This is a genomic window from Streptococcus oralis (genome assembly GCF_001075675.1).
In the GTDB taxonomy this organism is placed as follows: Bacteria; Bacillota; Bacilli; order Lactobacillales; family Streptococcaceae; genus Streptococcus; species Streptococcus oralis_V.
Map to the genome: position 1 here is coordinate 72,619 of NZ_JUNW01000053.1, position 20,311 is coordinate 92,929.

25 protein-coding genes are annotated in these 20,311 nt (G+C 40.5%); 2 read left to right on the plus strand and 23 right to left on the minus strand.

Features of this window, described 5'->3' with window-relative positions:
- Nucleotides 1-20: 20 nt before the first annotated feature.
- From ADM50_RS07460 to ADM50_RS07535, 16 genes are all read right to left on the minus strand, one after another.
- Nucleotides 21-1,325 carry an RsmF rRNA methyltransferase first C-terminal domain-containing protein gene (locus tag ADM50_RS07460; protein WP_049485129.1) on the minus strand — a complete coding sequence of 435 codons (1,305 nt, stop codon included), beginning with the start codon at nt 1,323-1,325 and terminating at the stop codon, nt 21-23.
- Complete coding sequence (locus tag ADM50_RS07465; RefSeq protein WP_049485130.1) at nt 1,326-2,099, minus strand: inositol monophosphatase family protein; 774 nt, start codon at nt 2,097-2,099, stop codon at nt 1,326-1,328.
- On the minus strand, nt 2,089-2,367 hold the full coding sequence (locus tag ADM50_RS07470; protein ID WP_049485131.1) for a UPF0223 family protein: 279 nt from the start codon (nt 2,365-2,367) through the stop codon (nt 2,089-2,091). The genes ADM50_RS07465 and ADM50_RS07470 overlap by 11 nt, the downstream gene beginning before the upstream one ends.
- Nucleotides 2,368-2,769: a Spx/MgsR family RNA polymerase-binding regulatory protein gene (locus tag ADM50_RS07475; RefSeq protein ID WP_000631261.1), complete on the minus strand. Its 402-nt coding sequence runs from the start codon at nt 2,767-2,769 to the stop codon at nt 2,368-2,370. It abuts the gene before it with no gap.
- 220 nt (nt 2,770-2,989) lie between these two features.
- Nucleotides 2,990-3,607 (minus strand): TIGR01906 family membrane protein, encoded by a 618-nt coding sequence (locus ADM50_RS07480; protein ID WP_049485133.1) that lies wholly within the window; start codon nt 3,605-3,607, stop codon nt 2,990-2,992.
- Nucleotides 3,597-4,370: a TIGR01457 family HAD-type hydrolase gene (locus ADM50_RS07485; protein WP_049485134.1), complete on the minus strand. Its 774-nt coding sequence runs from the start codon at nt 4,368-4,370 to the stop codon at nt 3,597-3,599. Before ADM50_RS07485 ends, ADM50_RS07480 begins: the two co-directional genes overlap by 11 nt.
- A gap of 10 nt (nt 4,371-4,380) precedes the next feature.
- On the minus strand, nt 4,381-5,118 hold the full coding sequence (locus tag ADM50_RS07490) for an acyl-[acyl-carrier-protein] thioesterase (protein WP_049485135.1): 738 nt from the start codon (nt 5,116-5,118) through the stop codon (nt 4,381-4,383).
- Nucleotides 5,119-5,122: 4 nt separating this feature from the next.
- Entirely contained in the window at nt 5,123-6,253 is a 1,131-nt protein-coding gene (gene hemW / locus ADM50_RS07495; protein WP_049485136.1) for a radical SAM family heme chaperone HemW, read from the minus strand.
- An 83-nt stretch (nt 6,254-6,336) separates the two neighbouring features.
- Nucleotides 6,337-6,735: a YtxH domain-containing protein gene (locus ADM50_RS07500; protein ID WP_049485137.1), complete on the minus strand. Its 399-nt coding sequence runs from the start codon at nt 6,733-6,735 to the stop codon at nt 6,337-6,339.
- Between the two features lie 15 nt (nt 6,736-6,750).
- Nucleotides 6,751-7,134: a DUF948 domain-containing protein gene (locus tag ADM50_RS07505; RefSeq protein WP_000895033.1), complete on the minus strand. Its 384-nt coding sequence runs from the start codon at nt 7,132-7,134 to the stop codon at nt 6,751-6,753.
- Complete coding sequence (lgt, locus tag ADM50_RS07510; RefSeq protein WP_049485139.1) at nt 7,135-7,923, minus strand: prolipoprotein diacylglyceryl transferase; 789 nt, start codon at nt 7,921-7,923, stop codon at nt 7,135-7,137.
- Nucleotides 7,916-8,851, minus strand: a complete 936-nt coding sequence (gene hprK / locus ADM50_RS07515) for an HPr(Ser) kinase/phosphatase (RefSeq protein WP_000115190.1) — start codon at nt 8,849-8,851, stop codon at nt 7,916-7,918. Before hprK ends, lgt begins: the two co-directional genes overlap by 8 nt.
- 136 nt (nt 8,852-8,987) lie before the next feature.
- Complete coding sequence (locus tag ADM50_RS07520) at nt 8,988-9,950, minus strand: hypothetical protein (RefSeq protein WP_049485141.1); 963 nt, start codon at nt 9,948-9,950, stop codon at nt 8,988-8,990.
- Between the two features lie 64 nt (nt 9,951-10,014).
- Nucleotides 10,015-10,191: a 30S ribosomal protein S21 gene (gene rpsU, locus ADM50_RS07525; protein ID WP_000048054.1), complete on the minus strand. Its 177-nt coding sequence runs from the start codon at nt 10,189-10,191 to the stop codon at nt 10,015-10,017.
- A gap of 140 nt (nt 10,192-10,331) precedes the next feature.
- On the minus strand, nt 10,332-10,643 hold the full coding sequence (locus tag ADM50_RS07530; protein WP_042768310.1) for a hypothetical protein: 312 nt from the start codon (nt 10,641-10,643) through the stop codon (nt 10,332-10,334).
- A gap of 152 nt (nt 10,644-10,795) precedes the next feature.
- On the minus strand, nt 10,796-11,503 hold the full coding sequence (locus ADM50_RS07535) for a glucosamine-6-phosphate deaminase (RefSeq protein WP_045617420.1): 708 nt from the start codon (nt 11,501-11,503) through the stop codon (nt 10,796-10,798).
- Between the two features lie 150 nt (nt 11,504-11,653).
- Between ADM50_RS07535 and queA the strand changes: the two genes are divergently transcribed.
- The gene (gene queA / locus ADM50_RS07540; RefSeq protein WP_049485155.1) at nt 11,654-12,682 is read left to right on the plus strand and encodes a tRNA preQ1(34) S-adenosylmethionine ribosyltransferase-isomerase QueA; all 1,029 of its coding nucleotides are present in this window, start codon (nt 11,654-11,656) and stop codon (nt 12,680-12,682) included.
- Nucleotides 12,683-12,721: 39 nt separating this feature from the next.
- On the opposite strand, the gene ADM50_RS07545 is transcribed toward queA, so the two are convergent.
- Genes ADM50_RS07545 through mnmL form a run of 5 tightly spaced genes read right to left on the minus strand, consistent with a single transcriptional unit; the run spans nt 12,722 to nt 17,422 of the window.
- Nucleotides 12,722-13,582 (minus strand): YihY/virulence factor BrkB family protein, encoded by an 861-nt coding sequence (locus tag ADM50_RS07545; RefSeq protein WP_049485143.1) that lies wholly within the window; start codon nt 13,580-13,582, stop codon nt 12,722-12,724.
- Between the two features lie 29 nt (nt 13,583-13,611).
- Entirely contained in the window at nt 13,612-15,666 is a 2,055-nt protein-coding gene (locus ADM50_RS07550; protein ID WP_049485145.1) for a cation:proton antiporter, read from the minus strand.
- 11 nt (nt 15,667-15,677) lie between these two features.
- Complete coding sequence (locus ADM50_RS07555; protein ID WP_000361094.1) at nt 15,678-15,932, minus strand: hypothetical protein; 255 nt, start codon at nt 15,930-15,932, stop codon at nt 15,678-15,680.
- Nucleotides 15,925-16,482, minus strand: a complete 558-nt coding sequence (mnmM, locus tag ADM50_RS07560) for a tRNA 5-(aminomethyl)-2-thiouridylate-methyltransferase MnmM (RefSeq protein ID WP_049485146.1) — start codon at nt 16,480-16,482, stop codon at nt 15,925-15,927. The genes ADM50_RS07555 and mnmM overlap by 8 nt, the downstream gene beginning before the upstream one ends.
- Complete coding sequence (mnmL, locus tag ADM50_RS07565; RefSeq protein WP_049485149.1) at nt 16,466-17,422, minus strand: tRNA modification radical SAM protein MnmL/YtqA; 957 nt, start codon at nt 17,420-17,422, stop codon at nt 16,466-16,468. The genes mnmM and mnmL overlap by 17 nt, the downstream gene beginning before the upstream one ends.
- A gap of 91 nt (nt 17,423-17,513) precedes the next feature.
- On the opposite strand from mnmL, the gene ADM50_RS07570 reads away from it, so the two are divergent.
- Nucleotides 17,514-17,873, plus strand: coding sequence for a DUF3397 domain-containing protein (locus ADM50_RS07570; protein WP_049485150.1), 360 nt, complete (start codon nt 17,514-17,516; stop codon nt 17,871-17,873).
- An 81-nt stretch (nt 17,874-17,954) separates the two neighbouring features.
- On the opposite strand, the gene ADM50_RS07575 is transcribed toward ADM50_RS07570, so the two are convergent.
- Complete coding sequence (locus ADM50_RS07575; RefSeq protein ID WP_049485152.1) at nt 17,955-18,695, minus strand: class I SAM-dependent methyltransferase; 741 nt, start codon at nt 18,693-18,695, stop codon at nt 17,955-17,957.
- 206 nt (nt 18,696-18,901) lie between these two features.
- Nucleotides 18,902-20,311: Cna B-type domain-containing protein (locus tag ADM50_RS07580; RefSeq protein WP_049485153.1), on the minus strand; the 1,410-nt coding region annotated here is incomplete at its 5' end.

Genomic DNA, 20,311 nt, shown 5'->3' on the forward strand with positions numbered 1-20,311 from the left:
AGGCTCTTTGACTAGCTTTTTCACCTGAATCTGAGCCCTTTTGGATAATAATTTTTCAAAACATTACCCGTTACCTTGGCAAAGCCTAGTCCGTTTCCTTGAACCAGAACTTGGTACCAGCCATTTGGTCGAGCTTCAGACAATTGAACAGTCTCACCAGCCACATATTTTACAAAGTTCTCATCATTGATTTCAACACTTTGTTTTACTTGGCTTGGTTTCAATGCTAATCCCAGAGCAAAGCTTGGTTCAAAGCGTTTCTTTTTAAAAGTCCCCAGATGGAGCCCATTTCGGGCAATTTTGAGTTTTCCTAGATCAGGTAGCATCTCTGGCAAGAGATAGAGTTGATCTCCAAAAGTTTGCAAGATACCAGTTAGATTGACTCGCAAGTGTTTTTGGGCAAATTCTTGCCACAAAGCCAGTTGCTCACGACTGAGATTGCTCTTGCTAGCTTTGAATTTAGGTGCTGGATTTTGTCCCTTAAACTGCAGGTGGGCAACAAACTGACCTTCTCCCTTGAAATGATGAGGATACATCCGCGCCGTTTCAGGAAGGTCAATTCCTGCTACCATACCGTTCACATGATCAACTGGAAGCAGTTCAAAATCATAAGTATCCAGTAACCAGTGGACGATTTCTTCATTTTCCTCTGGTGCCCAAGTACAGGTCGAATAAACTAAACGGCCACCTTCAGCAAGCATGGTCACTGCATCTTCTAAAATTTCCCTTTGGAGACTAGCACATTGGCTCGGATAAGCGGTACTCCAATAATCCATGGCATCTGGCTGCTTACGAAACATCCCTTCACCTGAGCAAGGTGCATCAAGAACAATCACATCAAAGTAACCTTTAAAAACCTTGGCCAAGCGGTCAGCAGATTCATTAGTCACAACAAAGTTTGTCGCTCCAAATCGCTCCATATTTTCCACTAAAATCTTAGCACGCTTACTTGAAATTTCATTGGAGACAAGGACTCCTTGATTAGCCAGATAAGCTGCTAGTTGAGTGGATTTTCCACCTGGTGCTGCCGCCAAGTCCAAGACCTTCATACCAGGACTTGGTTGAGCTACCTGGGCCACCATTTGAGCTGCAGGCTCTTGCGAATAAACAAGACCGGTCGCGTGCTCTGGTGACTTTCCAGAAACCTTACCATAATACCCCCAAGGTGTATAGGGAATAGCATCTGCAAACGATAACTGACTTTCTTTTAAGGGATTGACCCGAAAAGCCGAAACTGCTTCTTGTTTAAAAGAGGCAAGAAAATCTCTTGCCTCATCTTCTAGTATCGCTTCATATTTTTCAACAAATCCTTCTGGAAATTGCATTTAGTTCTCTTTCCTTTCGTAGATATAAGACTGAATCTCTTCTTGCATCTCGATTGGCACCATCATGACAGGCTGACGCGTTTTAAAATCAGCGGGCTCACCTGATACCGTAAGAAGACGATAACCCAGACTTTCCCCTAAGATACTGGCCGCAGCGTAATCCCATGGCTGCAGGTAGGTAATATAAGTCAAAAGACGACCCGATAAAACCTTGGCAAAACTAATGGCCGCACTGCCGTAGACACGGACACCCAACGCTGCTCGCCCCAAATCCGCCAAGCCCCACTCATTGCTTTCAAACATACCTGAGTTACCGGCAACTAAAAATTCTTGAAGAGGTTTCTTTTTAAAAGGCGGTAAGGGCTCATTATTGCGGCAAGGAGGAAAGGCACCACCACCATGGTAACAATCACCTTTCATGACATCATAAATAATACCAAATTTGCCCACACCATTCTCAAAATAAGCCAACATCACAGCAAAATCTTCCTGCTGAGCAACAAAGTTATTGGTACCGTCAATGGGATCAATCACCCAAACGGAACCTTGACCGACTGCAGCACGCAAACAACCCTCTTCCGCACAAATCAAATCCTCAGGATAGGAGGACTTGATCCGATCAACCAAGAGTTCCTGAACCTCCTTGTCCAAACGCGTCACCAAGTCAGTAGGTGAAGACTTGCGCTCAACCTGCAAATCTTCTTTCATGTGAGCCAAAATATAGTCCGCAGCTTCCTGCACAATCTGTTTGGCAAATTCAAATTTAGTTTCCAAGAGAAATCTTCCCTTCTCTTTTTTCTTTTGCTAATTGAACTGCATGATAGAAGGAATAACCGCTAGCCGTCTCAAATTCTCGACCTAGGCGCTTTTCTTCACTTTTGCTTGGAACCACAGACTTAAATTTCTTGTAAGATTCTAGCAGTTTTTTTGCTTCAACCTTATCTTCATAAGCAGCTTCAACATCATTAAAAAAAGAAAGCACTGAAGCAAGTTCTTCAGTGCTCCACGACAAATCTAGTGGGTAACTATACTGTTTGTTCATCTATCCAATACCAGCTCTCAATGTTGCTTCTTTCAATTCTTGTTTACGGTAACTACGAGGGAGAAAAGCACGAATCTCATCTTCATTAAAACCGATCTGCATGCGTTTGGTATCTATAATAATTGGGCGACGCAAAAGACTAGGATATTGCTCAATCAACTGAAGCAACTCCGATACCGAGATACTCTCTACATCAATATCCAATTTTTGAAAAATTTTTGAACGAGTTGAAATGATGTCATCAGTACCATTTTCGGTCAAGGAAAGAATATGTTGTAATTCTTTTCTTGTTAAAGGACTAGTCATAATATTATGCTCTTGAAAGGGCACTTTATGCGTCTCTAACCAAGCCTTTGCCTTACGACATGATGTACAACTCGGTGATAAAAATAGTGTAATCATGCTTTTCTCTTCTTTTATCTATACTTGCTATTTCTATTATACAAAAAAATAAAGCGCTTGACTAGGTATTTTTAGAAAAAAAGCCTATTTTTTCATAGAAAATAGACTGTTTTCTGCAAAAATCTCCTGCTTTGCAAGTTTATCTTTAGGATAACCTAACAATAAATAGGGAGTAGAGCAACTTCTCTCGTTTTTTATTAAAAATATAGAATTTTTTCCACTATTTCCTTGAAGCTTTAGCAAGAAGGAAACCAAACATTCCTTCATACAAAGCAAAGAAAAGTAAAAAGGCATGGAGAAAGAAAGTCTCTGGCAAAATCCAAATAACGGGATCCTTTGCTGGATCAAAAAGCCAGGTATCGTCTCCCACAAAGAGAATCTGATGGAAAAGAGTAAAGAATTGCTCAAAACCAATCAACACTCCTACAAGGCCAATGACTAGAGGCAATAGCACTAAAGTCAAGATACTTTTACGATATAGGGGCAAAAAGCCTTTTTTCACAATCTTTCCAACAAAGAAATAGAAACTTGGAAGTGTCACTAGGGCAACTAGCTGAACTAGGTGAAAGAGATTCTTCACCACCGCAAAGTGGTGTAGACCCGCCGCTGATGAACGAAAATCCGGCATCTCTAAGACCTGACTAAAGGGATTGGTCAGGTAATTCATCAAGATATGAAAGTTGTATTGAATGGTTTCGGGCTTTAGATAGACTCGATTCGCTAAGTTCAGCCACTGAATCTCCAAAGGATAGAAAATCCATGCCAGATAAATGGTCAGTAGGATAGAAAGAGAGAGGAAAAAGAGCATACTTCCCCAAAAGGTCAGTTTAGTTTTCATCAAAATTCCACTCCGCAAGACTAGAAAGCACATGTGTTGGTGCAATTGGCAAGTCCGCCACTTCTTCTGCCTTGGTAAAACCTGTCGTCACCAAGAGCGTTGGAATGCCATTGTCAATCCCTGCTCGAATATCAGTCAAGTAGTTATCCCCGACCATGAGCAATTCTTCTCTTTTCAAGCCCAAGTGCTGAACTGCCTTGTCCATGATGATCGCATTTGGTTTCCCGATATAAACTGGTTTCACTCGTGTTGCTACTTCAAGAAGTGTAATTAGTGAACCAGCACCAGGCAAGAGACCACGCTCTGTTGGGATATTGAGGTCAGGATTGGTTCCTATAAAGTGGGCTCCCTTTTGAATGGCTAGAGTTGCTATAGCAAATTTTTCATAATCGACTTGCCAGTCCAGTCCAACGACCACATAGGCTGGATTTTCCTTGTCCTCGACATAACCGGCTGCCTGAATGGCATCCTCGAGTCCTGCTTCACCAATGACATAGACTGTCTTTTCCAGTCCCAAGTCATTCATATAGTCAATGGTTGCCAGAGTTGCCGTGTAGACAGTTGATAGAGGCGTGTCGATATTAAAATTCTGAGCCAACATCTCTTGAACGCTCTCAGGAGTACGAGTTGTATTGTTGGTTACAAAGAGATAGGGAATTTCTCGCTTTTGCAACTCATGGACAAAAGCCTCACCCGCCGGAATCCGGTCTTTCCCCTTGTAAATGGTTCCGTCTAAATCAATTAAATAACCTTTATAAGTCATATCGTCCTTTCTAATTGCCTTCAATTTCTTGCCAAGTAATCATAGCTTGGGCATTAATCTCGCCATCACTGATAATCTCATGCTTGCTTTCTAGTCCCTTGAGTTCATAAGCTGAAGCAATCATGCCACCTGGTCGCACTTCTTTGACATATTTGAGATTGATTTTCTTTGGAATATACTTGGTCAAAAAATCTGATCCCATAACCTCAAAAATCCAATCCAAGTATTTACTGTTATTGACATGACCATTCATATCCAAGTCGTAAAAACGAACATGGTAGTCTTTACTGATCGGATCTTCTAGATTTACATACTTTGGCCCACGGATGAGTTTTTTATCAAACTCAGACTGGTAAGGCGCAACAATCTCCGGTTCGACAGCGTGAACTTTACGACTGTCTCGGTCCATGAGAACAAAGGTTGCTACCATGCGAATGATTTCTTGACCTGCTTCATCATAGATAGTGAAACGGCGGTAGCAAAAAAGACGATTGTATGTCAATGCTTCTGTTTCAATCGTAATCTCCTCAGCAAAACGAGGCAAGCGAACCACATCAATCGCGTAGTCTGTAATAATCCAGACTAGATTGTAACGTTCTAACACATCCTTGTCGCTAACTCCCAGTTCAATCGACTGCATACCTGATACTTGCAAGGACAGCAAAATCACATCTGGAAGTTTGATATGACCGTTCATGTCCGCCATATCAAAAGGAATTTTCATTTTCATTTGATAAGTTAAGCCCATTGTTCTACTCCAAAATAAATCGTTCTGCTACAGTGTCTCCCAAGAAGAGACCCCTCTTTGTCATTCGGACACGATCACCGTCAATCTGCATGAGTCCTTGTTGAACCAAGTCTCTGATGATTTCGCCATAAAGTCCATCAAAGGACCGTCCAAATTTTTCCTCAAATCGCGCCATAGAAACACCTGATTTCTTGCGGAGGCCTAGGAACATTTCTTCTTCCATCTGCTCCCTTTGACTCAGGTGTTCTCCTGTTATCCGAGCATTTCCTGCCTCTACCGCATTGAGATAGTGGCGGATAGGACCATGATTTTTATAACGCACCCCATTCACATAACCTGAAGCACCCGCACCGATACCATAATACTCGGCATTGTCCCAGTACATGAGATTGTGGCGACTTTCAAATCCGGGTTTAGAGAAATTGGAAATCTCATAATGCTCAAAACCAGCTCGCTCCAGTTCTGCGATGATGTACTCAAACATCTCCGCTTCCAGTTCCTCCTTGGGTAGGGGCAATTTTCCACGTCTCATGCGGTTCATAAAGACCGTATGATTCTCCAAAATCAAGCTATAAAGGCTCATATGAGGAATATCAAGCGAGATAGCCTTTGCCACATTTTCCTTGACCTGATCCATAGTTTGACCAGGTAGAGCGTAAATCAAATCGATGGAGATATTGTCAAAACCAGCCAGTTTGAGGCGGTCGATATTCTCATAAATATCCTTTTCTAAATGACTGCGCCCAATCTTTTTCAGCATTTTGTCATCAAAAGTCTGCACACCTAAGGAAACACGATTGACTGATGACTGTTTCAAAACCGCAATCTTATCTGCATCCAAGTCTCCTGGGTTTGCTTCAATGGTCAACTCTTCCAAGACAGACAGGTCCAGATTTTTAGTCAAACCATCTAAGAGCACCTCTAGTTGCGGAGCAGACAGTGCCGTTGGCGTCCCACCTCCAATATAGAGAGTTGACAACTTTTGGATATCATAAGAACGAAACTCTTCTAGCAGATGCTCCAGGTAACTATCTACTGGTTGATTCTTGATAAATACTTTTGAAAAGTCACAATAATAACAAATCTGTGTGCAAAAGGGAATATGCACGTAGGCGGACGTTGGTTTTTTCTGCATAGTATTTATTATACCACAAAGACAGGCTTCCAGATAAAAATCACCATCCCCAGAACCTTAGATGAACCAGAGATGGTGATGTTTTATTCTTCTGTAATATCAATAATAATCTCTTCTTCGTCTTCTACGATATCTGGAGTTGCTGACTGTTCTTGCCATTGCTCCTTGAGATTGTTAAAAGTTTCTTTCGATGCTTCTGTCGCTTGTCGTGCACAGTTTTTAGCTTGGCCAAGGACACTATCAAAAGTGATTTCACCAGATTCTACTTGTTCCTTTGTTTTCAGCACAAAGTCCGTTGCCTGTTCTTTCACTTCTGTTAGTTTTTCACAGACTTGCTCTCTAGCATATTCTGGATCTTCTCTCAAATCATCTAGAAAATCCTGAGCTTGACTACAAACTTGCTTACCCTTGTCACTCGTCAAAAACAAAGCAAGAGCTGCACCTGAAACTGTTCCTAAAAGGATAGAGGATAGTTTTCCCATAAGATTTCTCCTTTTTTATTTTTTGAAAAATTTACTTGCGACACGAAGAGCGGACAAGCCTGCACCTGTTTTAATGGTCTTTGAACCAGCAGATGAAGCTTTTTTGCCTAAAACACGTGCATGTTGGTTGAGATCAGATACTGACTCAGACAAGTCTGCCACAGCTGTAAAAAGTGGATCAATCGTCGCAACTTTGATATTGATATCGTCTGCTAACACATTGACCTTAACCAGTAATTCATTGGTCTGATGCAAGGTAACGTTCACATCTGAGCTCAACGTTTTGATGGTTTTCTCTGTCTCATCAATCATACGACCTGCTTTTTGAATCGTGATTGTCAAATAGACTAAACAGACAATCAAAGCAATCGCGACAAGTATATATGCAACTTCTAACATTTATTTTTCCTCCTCTGTATGATAGAAAGGGGCTTTCTTTTGATTTTGATAAAGTATGATAAAAATACCGAGTCCGATAAGGATAACTGATAACCATTGGGAAACTCGCAGACCAAAGAACATGAGACTATCCGTCCGCATCCCTTCGATAATCATACGACCAAAACCATACCAAATCAAGTAGAAAGCAGTGATCTGACCGCGTCTGATTCCCTTTAATTTTCTTCTAAAAATCAAGATTAAAGCAAATCCAATCAGATTCCAAACCGACTCATATAAGAAGGTCGGCTGACGGTAGCTACCGTCAATGTACATCTGGTCACGGATAAAGCCCGGTAAATAATCCAAACTATCCACCGCTGCACCATAGGCTTCTTGGTTAAAGAAGTTCCCCCAGCGCCCTAAACTCTGGGCAACCATGACGCTCGGTGCTGCAATATCTAAGAAATCCCAAGTATTGATCAGCTTTCTATCTGCAAAGATATAAAGGACAATAGCGCCCGCTATCAAACCTCCGTAAATGGCCAAACCACCATTCCAAATGGCGATGATTTCACCTGGATTTTGCAGATAATAATCTAAGCGAAAGAGTACGTAGTATAGTCTAGCACCTAAAATAGCTACCGGAAAAGCAATCAGGATAAAATCCAAAATATCATCTGATAGAATTTTCTTTTTAGGAGCTTCTTTCATAGCAAGATAGACTGCTAAAACCAAACCAGCTACAATACACAAAGCATACCAACGAATAGCAAAGGGACCAATTTCAAATGCGACTGGATTAATCATGTTTCACCTCATTTTGAGCGATTAGATTTGTCAAGCGTTCTTCAAATAAACGCGTCGCATCAAAGCCCATTTCTTTAGCACGATAGTTCATGGCAGCTGCCTCAATAACAACGGAGATATTGCGTCCTGTTTTTACTGGGATGCGGATACGCGGAATCGTTACACCAGAAACTTCGAGTTCTTCGGCATTGTTTCCTAGACGGTCAAAGGTCTTATGCGTATCGTAATTTTCCAAATAAACTGCTAGCTGAACTTGTGAAGAATCTTTTACAGCACTTGCACCATAGAGACTCATGATATCGATAATCCCAACTCCACGAATCTCAAGTAAATGCTTCAAGATTTCAGCAGGTTCGCCCCAAAGAGTCATCTCATCCTTAGAATAAATATCTACACGATCGTCTGCTACTAGACGGTGTCCACGTTTCACAAGCTCAAGACCTGTCTCACTCTTACCGATACCGCTATCCCCTTGGATCAAGACACCCATGCCATAGATATCCATCAAGACACCGTGCACACTGGTACGTTTAGCCAAACGGGAATCAAGATAGCTAGAAAGTTCTCCAGATAAACGGCTGGTCGCTGTTCGACTGGTTAAAATCGCAATCTTACATTCCCTAGCAGCCCTCAACATTTCCTCTGGCACTACCAGACCACGAGCCACGATAACCGCAGGTGTTTCAGGTAGAAACATTTTCTTCAAAACTTGATAACGGTTCTGGGCAGGCATGGCAACTAAATAGGACCACTCCTTCATCCCTAACAGCTGAATCCGTTCTGGTGTATAGTAATCAAAATAGCCCGTCATTTCAAGACCAGGTCTCATAATGTCCGCAGTATTGATTTCTTTTTCAAGTAATTCGCCTTCACCATAGACAATATCTAGTCTGAGTTTTTCAATGACATCTCTTACTAAAACCGACATAATTTCCTCCTTCAATCGAGTTCTCCCTACTATTATATCAGATTGTAGGTGGAAGTTTCCTTTTTTTGCAGGATTTACAGTATTTATTTGATGTTGCTTGGGAAAAGATTTAACTAGTAAGTCTTTTCGTACTCTTTTAAATCAACCGAGACAAATCCACTGCAAATCGGTCAACGTCTATCACCAAGTCCCTTCCAGATTTTTCTAAGTAAATTCTTGGAAGACCTTTTGTTAACATTCTGTTTGCATCAGCCATATCTTGAGGATAGATATAGAACTGTTGACCTTGTGGAAACTGATTTCGGACTTGCCATTCTTCAAAGTCCTTCAAAAAAGTCTTATGAGACGGCATGCTGACTTCTTCGAACAAGGAATGGTCAAAAAATCGTACCAATCGATATAGACCATGAATCTCATCCTCAAAGCACTTATCAATCTTTTCATAAGGATAACCTCGTCTCTGATAAGCTTGACATAAGTTTTGTAAGGACTCACTTAATGCAACTGCATCTTTTCTTGCCAAGTTTATAAAATACCGAACAGAAAATTCTTCCATGCCAGTTCGTTTTTTCTTCCCTAAAAACTGTTGTGCACGCAAGAGCGACTCGGATAATCTTTCCTCATCTTGATAATAAAGAGCGTATAAAAGATTCATCACATTTTCTGGATAATAAGTTCCTTTCAACAAGGGTAAATCTTTGGGGATGAATGATGGAATGACTGAAAAATCGTTACAAGCAAAAGAGGTAAACAAGCCTTTCAAAATCCCATCTGTGTAGATGGTTCCACTTGCCAACAAACCTCCTCTCAGCAGCTCGGTTCTTCCTGTTTGCCATAGAGCATTGTTTAACTGTGTATAATCCTCATCTAAAAACGCCGCATAATAGGCAAAATATTTAATATCATCTAGCAATAAGCTACTGTACAATTTTACACTTAAAACCTTGTCAGACAATACTTTTGACTCGGTCAAATACTTTTCAAAAATTCTTTGGTTTGACTCTTCAAATTCCTTCCAATCTATCGGATCAGCACAATAACCCCAATCTTCCAAGTGATTTTCACGCATCTTTTGATATTCTTTTATATACTCTCTCATAAGAATTTGTTCCTCTAAATACTATGCAAAAAAAGACTAGACAAGTCTAGCCTTTCATTTCAAATTAGAATTTTTTACGTTTACGAGCTGCTTCTGATTTACGTTTACGTTTTACAGAAGGTTTTTCATAGAATTCACGTTTGCGTGTTTCTTGAAGAGTACCAGCTTTAGTAACCGCACGTTTGAAACGACGAAGTGCATCGTCAAGAGATTCATTCTTACGTACTACTGTTTTAGACATTTTTTTCACTCCCTTCAAGTTCAAGATCTATTCCATTTTACACGCAAAATGAATATTTGTCAAGGGAAAACCTACATTTATTCCTATTTCCCGATTCAATAATTACTTTCTTGCCTATACTTTATCAAATCCACTAATTTTTACATCAAATCATACAACTTTGTTACTGCTTGTTCAAAAGGTTCAATATATTTCCAATATTGATCAGGAAGATTCGAAATCTTACTCAAGTCATTGCTGTCAAAATGATATACCAGATGACGAAGAATTTGATTTTCAATAAAATGCAAATCTCTCATCTGATCTATACTAATAGACTCGAGCTTTTCTACGTAGCGACATAAATCAGCCAGCGACTGCGAATCAAATACTTTTTCCTCGTGTAAATAATAGAGAAAGCTTTTGTTTTCAGCTCGTGTATTGTCTTTTATCAGATTATTTTCTAATAGCATACTTTCATTCTCTCCTTGTATATCATAAAATAGTAAAAATTGAACCTAACTAGATATAGTTGTTCTACCAATCTATTATACCACTTCTTTCTATTGACTCATGAAAGATAGAAAAAACCACTCACTCCAAAGAGCAAGTGGTTCTTGTCATTTTACTTTTCAAGCAAGCTGAGCGCTTCAGCATCCGCAATAATAGTCACATCAGGGTGGTTTTGTAGGCTACTTGCTGGGAGGTTCTCAGTCACTGGGCCTGATACTGTGCCAGCAATGGCTTCTGCTTTCGACTCACCGTAAGCAAAGAGAATAATTGACTTGGCATCCAAGATGTTTTTAATCCCCATTGAAATGGCTTGAGTTGGAACATCTTCAATCTTGTCAAAGAAGCGAGCATTAGCTTCGATGGTAGACTGGTCAAGTTCTACTAAATGCGTTTGGCTATCAAATGGAGTGCCAGGCTCATTAAATCCGATATGTCCATTGCGACCAATTCCCAAGATTTGTAAATCAACAGGATGGTCAGCCAAAATTTGATTGTAGCGTTCAACTTCTTCTTCAGCATTGTCCTTAATCCCACGAGGCAAGAAGCTTTCTTTAAATGGTTTTTGGTTGAATAAATGTTCTTGCATAAAATGACGGTAAGACTGAGGATTGTCTCCGTCAAGTCCCACATACTCATCAAGGTTTACACTGGTTAGATTTGAAAAATCAAGGTCACTCTCAACGATTTCCTTGTAAAACTCAAGTGGACTGCTTCCTGTTGCAAGTCCTAATGTTTGAGCGCCATTGGCCAATTTTTCCTTCAAAATCTCAAAAGCTACTTTTCCACCTTCGACTTGATTTTCAACTTTTATAACTTTCATCTTTTCATCCTCCGTTTTAATCTATATTTATTATATGGTATAGACCAATTTTTGTCAAGTGAAAACGATTTAATTTCTAAAAAAAGAGCGCCCAAACTTGAAACGTGTTATAATGGATAAGATTAGAACTTAGAAAGAATGATGAAAAAAATGAATACAGCTGATTTTGATTTCCACTTGCCTGAGGAATTGATTGCCCAAACGCCACTTGAAAAACGAGATGCCTCCAAGCTTCTCATCGTAAACCGGGAAACGGGAGAAATGCAGGATAAACACTTCCACTCCATTATTGATATGCTGGAACCTGGAGATGCACTCGTTATGAATGATACCCGCGTTCTTCCTGCCCGCCTCTATGGCCAAAAAGAAAAGACGGGAGGCCATGTGGAACTTCTCCTACTCAAAAATACTAATGGTGATGAGTGGGAAGTTCTGGCTAAACCTGCCAAACGCCTCAAGGTTGGCACTCGTGTCAACTTTGGCGATGGTCGCCTCAGCGCTGTCGTTACGGAAGAATTGACCCACGGAGGCCGCATTGTCCGCTTCGAATACCAAGGAATCTTCCTAGAAGTCTTGGAAAGTCTAGGTGAAATGCCACTACCACCCTACATCCATGAAAAACTGGATGACCGTGAACGTTATCAAACCGTCTACGCTAAGGAAAGTGGCTCTGCTGCAGCACCGACTGCTGGCCTCCACTTCACCAAAGAACTGCTAGCAGAAATCCAAGCCAAGGGTGTCCATTTGGTTTATTTGACTCTCCACGTTGGTTTAGGAACTTTTAGACCTGTTTCTGTGGACAATCTGGACGAACACGAAATGCACTCCGAATTCTACCAGCTCTCTGAGGAAGCAGCTGCCACCCTTCACTCTGTTAAGGAAAATGGAGGTCGCGTCATCGCTGTTGGAACCACTTCGATTCGCACACTGGAAACCATCGGTTCCAAGTTTAATGGACAAATCCAAGCAGATTCTGGTTGGACCAATATCTTTATCAAACCAGGCTACGACTGGAAGGTTGTGGATGCTTTTTCAACTAATTTCCACCTGCCCAAGTCAACTCTCGTCATGTTGGTTTCTGCCTTTGCCGGTCGTGACTTAGTCCTAGATGCCTATCACCATGCCATCCAAGAACACTACCGCTTCTTCAGTTTTGGAGATGCCATGTTTATCTATTAAGAAAATCCCTATTAGGTTTCCTAATAGGGATTTTTCTAATCATTCCATACTAAACTTTGGATCTTTCAAACTCTGAACACTGGCATTGATAACTGCTCCGATAATCAAAATCTTTGCAATAAGAATAAACCAGAACATCATGACTACCACGATAATGGAACTGAAAAATCGAACGTCAACTAGATGATTAACATAACTATTGACGTAGACAGAAAAGATATTCAATAAAAAGATAAGAGTTAGCAAGACAAAGATACTTCCTGGTAAAACATAGCGGATTCGTGGTGCTTTTACTTTTGGAAGGAAGTAATAAATCATAACCAGAATGGCAAAGATCAAGGCATAGACCAGAGGGCCTGTAAAGTCTTGCAGGTAGGAGAATAGCGAACTGTCTGATTTCCAGTAAGTTTTGAGGATGTTAAGCAACATACGACCAAACATACTCAAAAACAAGGCCAAGGCAAAAAGAATCTGCAAGCCGAAACTAACAAGTAAACTCATCAACTGATGGGAGATAATTCCTCGACTCTTGGTCACTCCATAGGCTTTATTAAAGGCTTTTTGGAGGAAATCCATTGATTTCGAAAAGGTCCAGAGTGCAGATAAAACGGCAAAACTCAGCAAACCAGTTGATGGTTGAGTCAGAACTTCTCGGACAATCTTGGCGACCACATCATAAACCGTATCAGGCAAAAATTCCTTGATTGTCAGTAAGAAATTTGAGACCGGAATCTGAAAATAAGGCAAAATATTAACCATTATCATTAGCAAAGGAAAGATTGAAATCAACCAATAGTAGGCAACCGCAACACTGGTCAACTCACTATCAGATGCTTGATAATAATGCAAGAAAGCTTTCAATAAGGGCCTGTCCATCAGCTCTTTCCACCACTTTTTCATGTTCCATCCTCCGTCATTTTTTTCATCATCTAAGTTCTTCTGATTAAATCTAGCATATCATAAGGTAAGGTATTTGCGGCCTCTTTCAGAGAATAATTCTCTAAATTATTCACATTTTGGCGTAGTTTTTTGGCATACTTGGATGTTATCAGTTTAGCTTCTTCATATTCAAAGATTGCCTTACGTTCGAGATAGTAGCCTCGTAGCATTTCATCGATATTGTTTGGCTTGATGCGATTGATAACCCGCTCAACAAAGGCACCACTTCCGATAATGGCCGTCTCGCGTAGACGAGACTCTTGCATAAAGCTAATCAGAGAACTCTTGTAAACCCCTTTTAGGTTTTCCAAACTCTCGATAATCAGCTCTGTATTTTCCAAATACAACTCTGAAATCTGATCATAGTCAACTGCTAGTAGTTTACGAGATTCTTCATTCATCCAACTACGGAAAGTTTTGCCAAAGGTAAACATTTCATGGAGTAGAAAGCGCAGTATCCGTAAAGAAACTAGGAAGTAATAAGTCACTCTAGAAGCGAAATTCCGATTGATACTCTGCTCCATGTTTTTTAGGTAACGTTGGTAAACTCGATAGCCACGCTCGCTGATTCTATTTTCTTCGTAGGCTTGCTCCAAACCGTCACTCTCAATACTCAAGATAAGAAGCTTGAGGGACTCCCAGTCCTCTTGGACTCTCTTATTTTCCAGACTAAGGATAAGGTTTTCAATCCGACCATGATAATTATCAATAGCTGCATAAAGAGGAAGTTTGTTCTTGTGATGGTCTAGCTCTTTTTCTAATTCTGCAGCCACATCATTCAAAATCGCAATATGCATCAAATGATCCTTGCTTTCCTCTTGTTCTTCAGATAAGTGAGGGAGAACCAGTAAACCTGTTAAAAAGCTCAACAGTGTATCGCCTGCTACAAGGAAGAGTAACAGAGGATATTCCTGCTCCAAATGACTTGGTATGAGGAGAATGGTCGCGATAGATACTGTCCCTTTGACACCAGAGAAAGTCAAAAGAAGCATATCTTTCATGTACTTATGAATTTTTTTCTTAAGTCGACGCGTCCTCACAAAGTAAAAACCAGCAATCATGACAAAGCGGATCGCAAAAAGCAAGAAGGTCAGAACGACAACTGAAATCAGTAAAAGAAGGGGATTGTAGAGAGAATTAGACAAAATCGGTTCTGCTATCAACTCTAACTCCATTCCCAAGAGAACAAAGACTGATCCATTTAGCATAAAGGTCACGGTGTGCCAGACGGTCTCCGTCACGGTGTCTACCTGAGCCTCAAGGAGCGTAATCTTTTTGAATCGACTGGCCTTCAAAATACCTGCAACCACTACTGCGATAATCCCTGAAACATGAAACTCTTCTGCAATAAAAAAAGTCATGAGTGGCAAACTTAGCTCTAGCAATAGTTCACTGGCTATATCTATCGCTCGTACACTCAGCAAAAAGCTATGCAAGAAACGATTGACCATAGCCGTCACAAAACCGACTACAAAACCACCAAGGATAGAAAGTGCTAGGGAAGTTCCAGCTTGGCTGAGAGAAAACGTTCCTGTTGTCCAAGCAGCCAGAGCCATCTGAAAGGCAACCAAACCAGAAGCGTCATTTAAGAGTCCTTCCCCTTTTAGGATATTGGAAACCCGTTTTGGAAAACGAAAACGTTCAGAAAGAGATGCAAAGGCAACCAAATCTGTTGGCCCAAGTGCCGCTCCAACTGCTAAACAGGCAGCTAAAGGAAGAGTCATCCAAAGGAAGTGAGCCATGCCCCCCAAGCTTAAGGTCGAGATAAAAATCACAGGAAAGATCAGAAAGACGACAATCCGCCAATGCTTCAAAATGGACGTAATATCCGCTTCTTCTGCCTCCCGGAAAAGTAAGGGACCAATAACCATGGCTAGAAACAGCTCTGTATTGAGATGAAAGTCCGCATCGGGAACAAATAAACCAATCCCAATCCCCAAAAGAATTTGTACAAGAGGAAGGGGCAAAAAAGGGAGAAGTTTATTGGTCGTAGTTGAAATGATTAAGACAAATAAAAATAGAATCAAGTAAATGAGTAATTCCACACAATTCCTCCTTAATCTTTTTTACAACAAGATTCAAAAATCTCCTTTTGCTCTTGGATTTTCTGATCAATCTTAGAACAGTCTTTGTGCTCAATTTTTTTCTGGCATCGTTCCATTTCAAGAGCCACTAATTTTTTCTTGATTTTAAGCATCTTTTTGCTCATATGTGCTTCATCAAGCACCCCGACTGCTCGCTCGTGATGCGTTGACTCGACAAAATTTTGGCGCATTGCCTCAAGCTTCTCACGAAGGTATTGTTTATCCATGTCTATACCTTTCTAATTTTTCAATCATAACTAAAAACGGTGGATTATTAACTTGGTTGAGAGTCCGATAAATGGCAACTGTATACTCTTGTTGGTTCAACTGACTAACAAAATCCAATACAGCATCCCTCTCGGTGTCTCCTCCTTCATGACCATAGTAGATCATGATCGCAATCCGTCCCCCCTTGACAAGCAAATGACACAGTTTCTCTAATGCTTCGATAGTAGTCTGAGGTTGAGTGATGACGGATTTGTCAGCAGAAGGTAAATAACCCAGATTAAAAATCCCTGCCTTAGCTTCTGTCACAAATTGGTCCAGTGTCTCATGACCTTGCAAGATTAACTGGGTATTTGTCATTCCAGCCTGAATCAAACGCTCTTGGGTTTTCTCCAAAGCCTGCTCCTGGACATCAAAGGCATAGACTCGCTTGGCTAACTTGGCTAAAAAAAGGGTATCATGGCCATTTCCCATGGTCGCATCCACTACGATATCCTCTTTTGTCACAACTTCCGCCAAAAAATCATGCGCCATCTCAAGTGGTCTTTTCATTTTTAAACTCCTGTTTTACAGCCTTGCATCCTTGCACACTTCCGCGGCGTCTCATCTCAGTTTCAATAGCATTTAGCACTTCCCATTTATTGAGGCTCCACATGGGACCTATCAGCATATCTCTAGGTGCATCTCCTGTGATTCGATGGATGACGATATGCTTGGGAATGATTTCCAGTTGGTCACAGATGACCTTGACATACTCATCCTGACTCATCAGTTGCAAACGTCCTTCGTGGTAATCTCGCTGCATCCGTGTATTGGTCATGAGGTGAAGCAAGTGCAGTTTAATTCCTTGAATATCATTGTCCGTGACACAGCGACGGACATTTTCGACCATCATCTCATGAGTCTCACCGGGCAAACCATTAATCAGATGGGAAACAATCTCAATCTTGGGATATTTCCTCAAGCGTTTTACTGTTTCAACATACAATTCATAAGAATGGGCACGGTTAATCAGGTCAGAGGTTGCTTCAAAAGTAGTCTGCAAGCCCAATTCTACCGTCACATGCATGCGTTCCGATAACTCAGCCAAATATTCGATGGTTTCATCTGGCAGACAGTCTGGCCGTGTTCCGATATTGATCCCTACTACACCTGGCTCGTTGATAGCCTGCTCATATCGTTCCCGAATCACTTCCACCTTTTCATGGGTGTTTGTAAAGTTTTGGAAATAAACTAGATACTTTTTAACATCTGGCCACTTGCGGTGCATAAAGTCAATTTCCTTATAAAATTGCTCACGGATAGGAGCATCCGGTGCTACGATGGCATCTCCAGAACCTGAAACCGTACAAAAAGTACAACCACCATGAGCTACAGTTCCATCCCGATTTGGACAGTCAAATCCCGCATCAATAGGAACTTTGAAAGTCTTTTCTCCAAAAAGTTTTCGATAATAATCATTCAAGGTATTATAAGATTTCATAACTTTCATTATAACAAAAAACACCTACAATCTCAAAAGCCTGACTTTCCAACAAATTCCCTTGTTTCTCATTTCCTTTAGCGTTTTTTTATGATACAATATGGGTATGATTTTAATGAAAATAGCATCTATTTTATTATTGATATTAACCTTGGTGGTTTGCTTTATTGTCACCAAGCTTTTCAGACTTAGGAAAATAGGATTTAATTTCGCGGATCTCGCTTTTCCACTTTTGGTATTTGAGTACTACCTGATTACTGCTAAAGCCTTTACCCACAACTTTCTACCGCGACTTGGAGTCGCACTTTCTCTCCTAGCAATCCTCCTTGTAGTCTTTTTCCTTGTCAAAAAACGAAGTTTTTATTACCCTAAATTCATCAAATTCTTCTGGAGAGCCGGTTTTCTCCTTACCTTAATCATCTACATTGCTATGATTGTCGAATTGATGATGCTCCCATAAAAAACATTCCCTCAGACAGCTGTCTAAGGGAATGTTTTTATCTTCATACTTACTTTCTAAGCTCTACCAAGATACTTTATCTTATTTCCTAAATGTTAAAGCGTAGAATTTGCCATCCCAAAGAAGTTTCATTTCCTTTTCCTTAACTTCGCTTGGAACAGCATTCTCAATTTCACTCAAATCAACAGTAGCATCTTTAAAATAATCCTTACTAAAATGATTTTTCTTATATTGCTGATCCACATAGTCAGCCGTCTCATCTGCGATTAAAATTTTGGTTCCTGGCTTCGCCACTCGTAGCATTTCCTGCATAGCCTTGGCCTTATCATTGAAAAAATTGATTCCGCCAATATGGTAGACAATGTCAAAACTATTATCCGCAAAGGGTAAATCCTCCGCGCAAGCATGGAAAAGTTGCAAATTAGTCTTTTTAGCGCAAGATTTCTGGCATTTTTCTAGCATACTGATAGAAATATCTACCCCTACAAAGTCTAAACTTTTCAGGTCAATTGTCTCAGGGATATAACGGAGGTCTTGACCAGTCCCGATAGAGACATAAAGAACTGATAAATTATCTTTCCATTCTATTTCCTCCATCAGATCCCTTCTCAACTTATCAATCGCCTTGCCGTGGAGAAGTGGTCCTATCCATTTCTCACTCATATCATACCAACGAGCCATACGGTTATACATGGTCATGTATTTAGCATTATCTCCAGATAGATAATCTGGATTAAGAGACAGATAGATAGCCACTTCTTTTTGAAAATTTTCTACCTCCAAACCTGACTTCAATTTATCTTGTAATCTTGTTTCAATCATATGCAACATCTCCTTTTCTATTTGTCACCTATTATAGTGGAATTCATCGCAAAAACAATAGCTTTTTAGTAAGTGGCAACTATCCACTTGTATCTGGTAGTAGAACCAGGGTTAGTTACAAAAAAACAAGTGCCAATTTCCATTGACACTTGTTTCCACTTTTAAACTGTCTTGCAAAATTTCGTGAAAGATACCGTTTAAAAAACTTAATCTTCTTTTTTGCGTCTTGCCAAGAATCCTGTTCCCAATCCAAGAAGGGCGATTCCAGCTACTAGAGCCACTTGGTTAGACTTGCTTCCTGTATTAGGCAATTCCCCACCTTTTTTAGGCTTACCTGGTTCATTTGGTTTGCCAGGTGTTGGTTTTTCAGGAGTGTGCGTATTTGTAATGTTGTAACCTTCTACTGAAGCTGTATAACCATCTGGAACATTCACTTCTTCAACAGTGTAGGCAATCCCCTTACCTTCTTGATAACGATCAAGACCTGTAAACTCATAAGTCCAGCCACTTGTTTCTGACACTGTAGCTGTCTGACCAGTTTCCTTACCATCTGCAAGAAGTTTTACGGTGATAGATGCTGGACGGATGCCGTCTTTGTTATCTTCATCTTTCCAGATCTTATGACCTTTTACAGATGTTTTCTCTGGTGTGTGGGTGTTGGTCACATTCATACCAGTTTCAGTAGCTGTGTAACCTGTAGGAACACCAACTTCTTTGACTGTGTACTCGATTGGCTTACCATTTTGGTAACGGTCCAGATTAGTAAATTCATACTTCCAGCCTGTTTCCGCTGTGACTGTAGCTTCTTGGCCAGTTTCTTTACCATTCGCAAGTAGCTTCACTATGATAGATGCTGGACGGATGCCATCTTTGTTATCTTCATCTTTCCAGATCTTATGACCTTTTACAGCTGTTTTTTCTGGAGTATGTTCGTTGGTAATGGTGTACTTGCCATCCTTGTCTGTAGTGATGGTTGCTTTGTATTCTGTCATAGCAGTTTCTTTGACAGTATACTTGATTTCTTTTCCATTCTCATACTTAGGAAGTGCTTTTGATTCGAACTTCCAGCCAGTTGCTTCTGATACTTCAATTTCTTGAACGACTTTGTCGCCGTTAAGAATTTGAACTTTCACAGATCTTGTACGTTTGCCGTCTTGGTTGTTGTTATCTTTCCACACCTTAGTTCCTGAAAGAACAACTATTTCTGGTGTGTGAGTGTTTGTCACTACTTGACCAGTCACAGAGGCTTCATAGCCAGCTGGCACATCCACTTCCTTGATTGAGTAAGTGATTTCTTTACCAGCTTCGTACTGTGGAAGATTGGTGAAGGATGCTACCCAAGTGTTATCATCAGTCTTATCCTTAGCTGTTAAGGTCAATTTCTTACCTTCAACGGCTACTGGATCTGCATTTCCTACTTTTTTATAAAGTTGAACCGTTACAGACTCAGGACGTTTACCATCTTGGTTGTTCGCATCGTTCCATACTTTTGTTACCTTGTAGTCAATTTCTTTAGGAGCATATTTGTTTGTGATGGTAAAGTCTGTAATAGTCGCTTCGTATTCTGCTACGGCTTCTTCTGTTACAGTGTATTTGATTTCTTTACCAGCTTTATA

Bases quoted from the DNA above. Each gene is read 5' to 3' on its own strand.
- ADM50_RS07460 (WP_049485129.1), bottom strand. From the start codon at position 1,325: ATGCAATTTCCAGAAGGATTTGTTGAAAAATATGAAGCGATACTAGAA.
- ADM50_RS07470 (WP_049485131.1), bottom strand. From the start codon at position 2,367: ATGAACAAACAGTATAGTTACCCACTAGATTTGTCGTGGAGCACTGAA.
- ADM50_RS07475 (WP_000631261.1), bottom strand. From the start codon at position 2,769: ATGATTACACTATTTTTATCACCGAGTTGTACATCATGTCGTAAGGCA.
- ADM50_RS07480 (WP_049485133.1), bottom strand. From the start codon at position 3,607: ATGAAAACTAAACTGACCTTTTGGGGAAGTATGCTCTTTTTCCTCTCT.
- ADM50_RS07485 (WP_049485134.1), bottom strand. From the start codon at position 4,370: ATGACTTATAAAGGTTATTTAATTGATTTAGACGGAACCATTTACAAG.
- ADM50_RS07490 (WP_049485135.1), bottom strand. From the start codon at position 5,118: ATGGGCTTAACTTATCAAATGAAAATGAAAATTCCTTTTGATATGGCG.
- hemW (WP_049485136.1), bottom strand. From the start codon at position 6,253: ATGCAGAAAAAACCAACGTCCGCCTACGTGCATATTCCCTTTTGCACA.
- ADM50_RS07500 (WP_049485137.1), bottom strand. From the start codon at position 6,735: ATGGGAAAACTATCCTCTATCCTTTTAGGAACAGTTTCAGGTGCAGCT.
- ADM50_RS07505 (WP_000895033.1), bottom strand. From the start codon at position 7,134: ATGTTAGAAGTTGCATATATACTTGTCGCGATTGCTTTGATTGTCTGT.
- lgt (WP_049485139.1), bottom strand. From the start codon at position 7,923: ATGATTAATCCAGTCGCATTTGAAATTGGTCCCTTTGCTATTCGTTGG.
- hprK (WP_000115190.1), bottom strand. From the start codon at position 8,851: ATGTCGGTTTTAGTAAGAGATGTCATTGAAAAACTCAGACTAGATATT.
- ADM50_RS07520 (WP_049485141.1), bottom strand. From the start codon at position 9,950: ATGAGAGAGTATATAAAAGAATATCAAAAGATGCGTGAAAATCACTTG.
- rpsU (WP_000048054.1), bottom strand. From the start codon at position 10,191: ATGTCTAAAACAGTAGTACGTAAGAATGAATCTCTTGACGATGCACTT.
- ADM50_RS07530 (WP_042768310.1), bottom strand. From the start codon at position 10,643: ATGCTATTAGAAAATAATCTGATAAAAGACAATACACGAGCTGAAAAC.
- ADM50_RS07535 (WP_045617420.1), bottom strand. From the start codon at position 11,503: ATGAAAGTTATAAAAGTTGAAAATCAAGTCGAAGGTGGAAAAGTAGCT.
- queA (WP_049485155.1), top strand. From the start codon at position 11,654: ATGAATACAGCTGATTTTGATTTCCACTTGCCTGAGGAATTGATTGCC.
- ADM50_RS07545 (WP_049485143.1), bottom strand. From the start codon at position 13,582: ATGAAAAAGTGGTGGAAAGAGCTGATGGACAGGCCCTTATTGAAAGCT.
- ADM50_RS07555 (WP_000361094.1), bottom strand. From the start codon at position 15,932: ATGGATAAACAATACCTTCGTGAGAAGCTTGAGGCAATGCGCCAAAAT.
- mnmM (WP_049485146.1), bottom strand. From the start codon at position 16,482: ATGAAAAGACCACTTGAGATGGCGCATGATTTTTTGGCGGAAGTTGTG.
- mnmL (WP_049485149.1), bottom strand. From the start codon at position 17,422: ATGAAAGTTATGAAATCTTATAATACCTTGAATGATTATTATCGAAAA.
- ADM50_RS07570 (WP_049485150.1), top strand. From the start codon at position 17,514: ATGGGTATGATTTTAATGAAAATAGCATCTATTTTATTATTGATATTA.
- ADM50_RS07575 (WP_049485152.1), bottom strand. From the start codon at position 18,695: ATGATTGAAACAAGATTACAAGATAAATTGAAGTCAGGTTTGGAGGTA.